Origin of the sequence: Pseudoalteromonas sp. NBT06-2 (assembly GCF_002276045.1) — a bacterium.
Taxonomy (GTDB): domain Bacteria; phylum Pseudomonadota; class Gammaproteobacteria; order Enterobacterales; family Alteromonadaceae; genus Pseudoalteromonas.
Map to the genome: position 1 here is coordinate 1 of NZ_NQMR01000106.1, position 6,959 is coordinate 6,959.

At 36.9% G+C, this 6,959-nt stretch carries 5 protein-coding genes; all 5 read right to left on the bottom strand.

Going from position 1 to position 6,959, the window contains the following annotated elements:
• Positions 1–190: 190 nt before the first annotated feature.
• Positions 191–937 (bottom strand): molybdopterin-synthase adenylyltransferase MoeB, encoded by a 747-nt coding sequence (moeB, locus tag CJF42_RS18160; RefSeq protein WP_095368039.1) that lies wholly within the window; start codon positions 935–937, stop codon positions 191–193.
• A gap of 193 nt (positions 938–1,130) precedes the next feature.
• The gene (locus CJF42_RS18165; RefSeq protein ID WP_252097659.1) at positions 1,131–3,590 is read right to left on the bottom strand and encodes a TonB-dependent receptor domain-containing protein; all 2,460 of its coding nucleotides are present in this window, start codon (positions 3,588–3,590) and stop codon (positions 1,131–1,133) included.
• 2 nt (positions 3,591–3,592) lie between these two features.
• The gene (locus CJF42_RS28700) at positions 3,593–3,940 is read right to left on the bottom strand and encodes a Plug domain-containing protein (protein ID WP_252097660.1); all 348 of its coding nucleotides are present in this window, start codon (positions 3,938–3,940) and stop codon (positions 3,593–3,595) included.
• A 235-nt stretch (positions 3,941–4,175) separates the two neighbouring features.
• Entirely contained in the window at positions 4,176–5,387 is a 1,212-nt protein-coding gene (gene pcaF / locus CJF42_RS18170; protein ID WP_095368040.1) for a 3-oxoadipyl-CoA thiolase, read from the bottom strand.
• Between the two features lie 3 nt (positions 5,388–5,390).
• Positions 5,391–6,728, bottom strand: a complete 1,338-nt coding sequence (locus CJF42_RS18175; RefSeq protein WP_095368041.1) for an aspartate aminotransferase family protein — start codon at positions 6,726–6,728, stop codon at positions 5,391–5,393.
• Positions 6,729–6,959: the final 231 nt, after the last annotated feature.

Sequence of the window (6,959 nt, forward strand, 5' to 3'; positions counted from 1 at the left end):
TCTGACTTAATGTGATTGGCAATTATGATAGATTAGACTAATTGGGCACAGTACCTGTTTTTCTAACTAAAATATGAAGATAAAGTTAATTAAATTTGTAAAAATATCTGTGCAGATTTAATTGTTTCAAGTCGATTAATAAGCTAATAAATTTAATTGCTTGAGTAAGCTTCTTTATTAAAATAAAAGTTTAACTGCATACTTTACAACCTTTAACTTTTGAAAATTTAAAGGTATTCGTTTGACTTGTCATCGCATCTATCATTAATATTTTCCCCTCAAGCGGTTCACCTACACCCATTATTATTTTAAGGGTTTCTAAAGCTTGATAAGAACCTATAATACCCACTAGTGGTGCTATAATTCCTGACTCAACACAACTTAAAGCTTGTTCACCAAACCTGTGGCTAAAACAATGATAACAAGGCGCATCTTTTGCCATAGTAAAACTGGTAATTTGACCTTCCATACGTATGGCTGCACCTGAAACAAGGGGCGTTTTAGACTTAAAACACCCAAGGTTGATCATTTCTCTAGTTGTTAAATTGTCTGTACAATCTACTACGATATCGTGCTGAGAAATTAATTGGTTTAATTCTTCACTTTCGAGCTTTTTATTAATAATTTCAATGTCACATTCACTATTAATTGCAGTTAGGCTCGCTTGTGCTGAAGCAACTTTAGAATGACCGACATCTGCTTCTGTATGTAAAATTTGTCTTTGTAAGTTAGTCACTTCTACCGTATCGAAATCAACTAAAGTTAATTTACCTATACCAGAACAGGCTAAAAAGGGTGCACAACTACAACCTAATCCACCTAATCCAATTAATAGTACTTTACTATTAAATAATTTTTCTTGACCTTCAAAGTCTATAGATGGAATTAAAATATGGCGGCAATATCTTAAAGATTGTTTATCTGTGAGTTGTTTCATTAAAAAATCATAAAATATAATATTGATAAAGTATTTTAACCAATTAAATATAGAGATAAATATTTAATTTTTACTTTTTTAATTCAAATCAATAAATGTTAAGTTAAATAAATTTCTAATTGATACTGAAAAACGATATATCAATGATATACCGCTTTGATTTAATTAGCTTGTAGGTTAATTGTTTGAGGGGTTAAAACTTAACGCCAAGTTTAAGATACATGTAACGTCCTATAACTTGATAAGTATTTACATCTGTGTTGGCGCCAAATGCAGAAAATACATACGGCGGTTTTTCATCAAATACATTATTAATACCTAAACTTACATTCATATTATCATTCATGTAGTAAGCCGTTTGCATGTTAACTGTGGTATTGGCTTCAACATCTCTTTGGAATGGTTCAGTCCACCAACCTTTTTCTGTTTCTTCAACCCCACTGATATAATTAACTGTCACATTAGAAACAAAATCATTAAGTGTCCAATCTACAGAAAAATTTGATTTCCATTTAGCAAAATGTCCATCATTATCAACATCAAATCGGCCTTCATGTGCCACAGTGAGTTTATCATGCATAATTTTGTCGTACTCAAGCAGGTAAGTAGTATTAAAGTTAAATGCAAATTCACCAAATGATGAATTAGCCGTAAACTTAGCATTAAAATCAAGACCAGATGTATTAATACCATCAATATTTAAGAACGGGTCTTTAATATGAATAAATTGGCCAGTAGCTGCACCTTCTTTAAATCTCACCATGCCATCACAGAACATACCGTGATCAACACAACCATCAAGTCTATTTTGAGCACCCACCTGGCTAATCGCATTTTCAAGCTCAATAGACCAATAATCTAAAGTGAAAGACATATTGTCTAGTAGATCTGTATTGTAAACGATACCAGCTGTTAAAATATCAGCTTCTTCCGGTTCTAAATCTGCATTACCGGCTTCTTGTGTTGGAATTTGTTCAACACCATCATCGTTGTAGCCTGTAGCAGGTACACCCGATGCAATACAATTGGCATTACCAATTTCATCATCATCAGCACATCTATCATGCACTTCAGGGAAGTCTATCGCAGCACCACGGAATAACTCATCTAAATTTGGCGCACGGAATGCTTGAGAAGCTGTAGCACGCACTAACAAGCTATCACTTGGACGCCAGCGTACACCTAGTTTACCTGTCGTATTTGAACCAAAATTACTGTAATCAGAAAAACGTGCCGCAAAGTCAATTTCTACCGTATCTAATACAGGAATAATTAACTCAACAACAGATTCATCAACGCTGTAACCACCTTTAGTAGGTTGAGAATCACCAGCTGTTGTAATACCGTTCATTAACAACGAATCTGGTTGATAAAAGCCTGTTTCTTTACGAGTCTCTAAACCAAACGCAAACCCGACTGCACCTGCCGGCATTTCAAATAAATCACCACTTACAATAAATTGCCAAGAGGTTTGTTTATTACCACCATCACGCATTGTTGGATAGTTACCACTGATGTATTGCATCATTTTATCAGTTATTTCGTTTTCAGTACCAGGCTCCCCAAAAATGTTAAGCGGTACACAACCATCGATTAAGTCTGCTGCTGTAGCGCCACAACGTAATACGTTATCAGAATCAAAATGGGTTGCACCAACGGCTTCTGCAACACGATCTAAATGATAGTTACCAACAGAAACTTGGTTATAGCTATTTTCGCCATAATTATAAGATAACTCCCAGTCCCAACCATTTGTAAATTGACCTTCTAAGCCAACAACAATACGTGATGTACGAGATTCTTGAGAATCTTGACGACCACCACTTTCTAACATTCTACGACGCCAGTCATTTAATACATAAGGATTACCTTGTTCATCTTTAGGGCCTTGCGTTTGGTTATAGTAGTTATCAGGTGAGTAGGGCGCTGCAGTTCCAAAAAATATCAGTGGTGCTAAAGGCTCTGGTGCAATTAACACTTCGCCACTTGTTTGAGAATAACTTGCTTCACCAAAAGCACGAACATCTTCAAAGATACCTGCACTACCAAGCTCTTGATTTGTTAAAGCTGCAATGTAAAAACGATCTCTTGGTGTCTGTAAGTAGTTCACAGGATTATTGTTATACGAATCTGTTGAACCGTCTAGAGTGCGCCAATCACCAAATTCAGGTCCTCGCGTTACATTTGCATCAGCTAATGGTGCATCTGGATCATTTGCAGAACCCGGAGCGCCATCTACATTTGCCCAAGGCGATGCTGAACTACCTCCTTGTTCTGTATGACCATCTGGGTAAGCGCGTAATTCATATTCAGAAAACCCTCGGTCTCCCATAAATATGCTTTTTTGCTCATGATAAGCAAAATTAACAACTGTATTGACTTTATCTGATGTAGAGCTGTAAGTTACATCAAAACCAATTTGTTCGCCGTCACCTTCACCTGTTACACCTGCCGTGGTGTTTATTTCAAAACCATCAAAATCATTACGTGTAATTATATTCACTACACCAGCAATTGCGTCTGAGCCATAAACCGCTGAAGCGCCATCTTTTAATACTTCAATACGCTTTACCATGCTTACTGGAATTGCGTTTAAATCCACAGATGTATCAGCACCGGCACCACCAGCAACAACACGACGACCATTAATCAATATCAGTGTTCTTTGCTCACCATACCACGCAAAGAGAAACGCGTTGCACCATCTGAACCATTATTATTTTGCGTATTTGAAGCATCACCTGCTGAAGCGGTGAGTGTTTGTAAAGCTTCACCAATACTGCTTAAACCCATTTTTTCAATTTCTAATTTTCCTAATAATTGAACTGGGTTAGCTCCTTCCATTTGACTGCGACGTATTCTTGAACCTGTTACTTCAATGCGCTCAACTTCAGCCTGAGTTTCATTTCCTGCAGCTTGTGCTGCAAACGAGACTGAAGAGATAGCTGCACCACTTAGTAATGTGAATTGAACTGCTTTTAAAAATATATTTTTATTAAACATTTGTTTTTCCCGTGAGAGTTAATATGTTTGCTTCTAACTTACTACTCGTGTACAAATTAAACAGTAACATCAATAAGATATGCTTTAAAAATATTTACGCAACAGAATGTAAAATAGGGGTGAAAGGAGTAAACATTTTGATCAGTGTGAAATAGTTACATATATTTATTTGCTTTGGTAAATATGTTCATTTTGTATAAAAATATAGCTACTTCCATGTAGCTAAATCAAAAAACTAGTCTATTTCACAATTTTCAATGACCATAGCAATACCTTGCCCAACGCCAATGCACATAGTACATAATGCATAACGTTTACTAGTTGCTTGTAACTGGCGCATCGCAGTTATAATCAAACGTGCTCCACTCATACCTAATGGGTGGCCTAATGCAATAGCACCACCCTGTGGATTAATGCGAGCATCATCATCTTTGAGTCCTAATTGGCGAATACAAGCTAATGCCTGAGCGCTAAAGGCTTCATTTATTTCAATGATATCCATATCATCTAAACTAAGATTTAGTCTTTTTAGTAACTTATTTGTTGCAGGTACTGGACCTAAGCCCATAATCCTAGGTTCAACTCCTGCAACAGACATACCCAGTATTTTTGCAACTGGTTTGAGCCCTTGTTCAATTGCCGCTTCTTTAGAGGCTATTAATAAAGCAGCAGCACCATCATTTATCCCCGATGCATTTGCAGCTGTAATTGTGCCATCAGATTTTACAAAAGGTTTAAGTGATGACATTTTTTCAAGACTACCTAATCTTGGGTGCTCATCTTTATCAAAAACGATATCTTCTTTTTTTCTTTGAGGAATAACAACAGGCACTATTTCTTGAGAAAACAAACCTAATTCTTGAGCACTTGCAGTTTTCATTTGACTGTTAAAGGCAAACTTATCTTGATCTTCACGACTAATGTTAAAATCATCAGCTAAATTTTCGGCGGTTTTAGGCATAGTTTCAGTACCGTAAACTGCATCTAGCTTTTTGTTTACAAAACGCCACCCCATAGTAGTATCAAACATTTCTTGCGAGCGATCATATCCACTTTGTGATTTCCCCATTACAAAAGGGGCGCGTGTCATAGATTCTGCACCACCCGCTATCATTAATTGGGTTTCACCTGATTTAATCGCCTGCATGGCAACACCAATGGCATTTAGGCCTGAGCCACATAACCGATTTAAAGTTGTTGCCGGTACTTCTACTGGCAAACCGGCCAAAAGTGAAGCCATACGCGCAATATTGCGATTATCTTCACCTGCTTGATTGGCACAACCTAGAATGACATCATCTACTTTTGAAAAGTTGCACTGTGGATTTCTATCCATTAATGCTTTTAAAGGTAGTGCAGCTAAATCATCAGCTCGCACACTTGCAAGAGCGCCAGCATATTTACCAATAGGTGTTCTAATCGCATCACATATATATACGTCTTTCATATTTTACCTATATCTCTTAAAGCTAGGTAGCTGCTTAGCTACTAACTCAAATCCTTGTTCTAATACCTGAACAAGTTTTTCAATTTCATTTATTGTCATTACAGTTGAAAGCATCATAGAGCAGGTATTAATCAACATAATCCCTTGTTCATTTGCATGGGTGAGTACTATTTTTAAAGCTTTTGCTTCATCTTCATTCAAAAAACTTTGTCTATAATTTGTTGGTGCTTGTGATTTAAAGTGAACTCTTAACATAGCGCCTTCACCGGTAACACATGCTTTAATACCCACTTTTTCAATTGAATGAGAGATAAGTACTTTTGTTTTAAGCGCTAACAAATTTATTTTTTCAATTGCTTTGTGATCAAATAACTTCATGGCTGTTAACCCGGCAACCATGGTCACAGGATTAGCTGAGAAAGTCCCAGAGTGGGGCAGTAAAACTTTGGGTTGTAGTGGATCTAATACTGACATGACATCTGAGCGACCAGCAAACGCTCCCACAGGGAAGCCCCCACCTATCATTTTGCCCATAGCTGTTAAATCAGGTGATACTTTATATCTTTGTTGTGCACCACCAAAACCGACTCTAAAAGTGATCACTTCATCAAATAAAAGCAATGCCTGTTGTTCTCGGGTCCATTTATATAAGGCTTCTACAAATTCATCTTCCGCTGCAACCATGCCCACCCGATGAGAAACAGGATCTAACAATACAGCTGCTATTTCACCTTGATGTTGATTTAATATCTCTAGTGCTTTTTTTGTATTGTTATATGGGATCACAATAACATCATCTAGCGCTTTTTCCGGCGTGCCAACTGCAACAGGTACACTATTAGGTTTATCTTCATCACCCCAATTGTTAGGGTTTGCAGTTTGACTTACTTCTGCGTAATCATAAGCACCATGATAAGCGCCTTCTACTTTTGCAATTTTTGCTTTACCAGTAAATGCACGTGCCGACTTTATCATTGCCATTACGGCTTCTGTACCAGAGTTTACAAAACGAATTTTTTCAAAGCCTGGTACGCGAGAACATAACAATTCAGCAAATTCAATTTCAACTTCACTGGCCATTGTAAAAGCAGTACCTTTTGATACTTGCTCTATGATAGCGCGAGTGATCACCGGGTGAGCGTGACCATGAATAAGTGATGCCATATTGTTTGCAAAATCAATATATTCTTTACCATTGATATCAGTAACAATACAACCTTCACCTTTTTCGACATAATCGGGGTGCGGTAATTTAAAAATCGTATTTCGGCTTATGCCACCAGGTAATACTTTTTTAGCGCGCTCAAACAAGATTTCACTTTGATTGATTTGCTCAGTCATTATTTTCCCCTGAATATTTCAAACGAGAATCAATTAAATTTGCAGCAGTTTTATTTTTAACTGTGTCAAAACTAATGCCAGGTGCAAGCTCTAATAATTCAAACCCTTGATCAGTTACTTCAATAACAGCAAGATCGGTATAGATACGCTTTACAACACCTTGCCCCGTTAAAGGAAAAGTACATTGTTCTAATAACTTAGCATCATCATTTGTAACTTCTCAAAAAGCAG